General features: G+C 42.8%; 2 protein-coding genes. Both read left to right on the forward strand.

The genetic code is table 11. The features are described 5' to 3' along the window. Positions 1-172: 172 nt before the first annotated feature. A complete protein-coding gene (locus P375_RS11840) occupies positions 173-772 on the forward strand; it encodes a hypothetical protein (protein ID WP_245176471.1) in 600 nt (199 codons plus the stop codon). After that, positions 703-1146, forward strand: a 444-nt coding sequence (locus tag P375_RS11845; protein WP_432430747.1) for a GA-like domain-containing protein, incomplete at its 3' end; no start/stop codon positions are given. The genes P375_RS11840 and P375_RS11845, both read left to right, overlap by 70 nt.

A 1146-nucleotide genomic window follows, 5' to 3' on the forward strand; every position in this document is an offset into this window, starting at 1 on the left:
ACTTGCTATTTCCCTCTTGAATTTATAACAGGAAGTTATTTTTTAGAGTAATTTTTATTATTTATTTAGGGGTGATATTAAGTAGTTGTCTGTATTAGAAATGGCAAGTGTTCGATAAGTTTGAACGATTAAAAAATTTAACTGTGTTTCTACATAAAAGGATATCAGCTATATGAGTTTAATTTTAATTGAAAAGCACTCAGGCAAACGTATTGATTTGTCTAAAGGCGCGAAAAACGGGAAATACACCGAAACTGCGGTTCCGGGTGAAGAGTACCGCGTAATTGACAGTGTTACAGGCAAGACACCGTCAGACATTAAAGTTTCTCGCTCCGGCGATGATTTAATCATCACCAGCGAAAAAGAAAATATTGAAGTGATTATTGATGAGTTCTGGGGCGAATGCACTTCAGATCAGCAATGCTATGCTATTTTTGACACAGCAAGCAGCGAAGGTGCATACAAAAGCGATATTATCGTGACACAAGTTGATCACGAAATCAGCGCTTTCACTGCAGGTTCAGCAGAGCCGAATTTGGTCACCAGCTTAGCGGAAGGACAGGTGATTTCACCTTGGTATTATGCAGCAGGCGCAGCTGTGCTAGGCGGAATCGCTTTAGCAGCTGGGGGGGGAGTTCAGGGAGCGGATCTCCCAGTGCAACCTCCGATTCAAATCAGAAATCTCAAAAGCCGACTAAACGATTGGCAAACGAGAAGATCCAAACAGCTAGAGATGCTGAAGCAGCGGCAAAAGAGCTTCTTGATCAAGTAAATAAAGATGGCAAAGTGACAGCAGAAGAACAACAACAGCTGAAAGATGCGCAAGCGGAAGTTCAAAAAGCCAAAGACGAAGCACAACAAATCATCAACAACCTACCAAAACGTCAACGTCCTCAGGCACAAAAAGAACTTGATAACGTAAAAGGTATCGAAGTTCCGGAAGTGACAAAAGACGACAATTCAAATAATAACAACAATAACCAAAACCAAGGTGGCGATAACCCATCTCAAGGTGGCGGAGATAACCCATCACAAGGCGGTGGTGACAACCCATCACAAGGCGGCGGTGATAACCCATCACAAGGCGGCGGTGATAACCCACCTACTGATCCTAAAAATCCAAATGAAGCAGCAGAGAAAGCAGCG

Origin of the sequence: Gallibacterium genomosp. 2, from assembly GCF_000771895.1 — a bacterium.
GTDB lineage: Bacteria > Pseudomonadota > Gammaproteobacteria > Enterobacterales > Pasteurellaceae > Gallibacterium.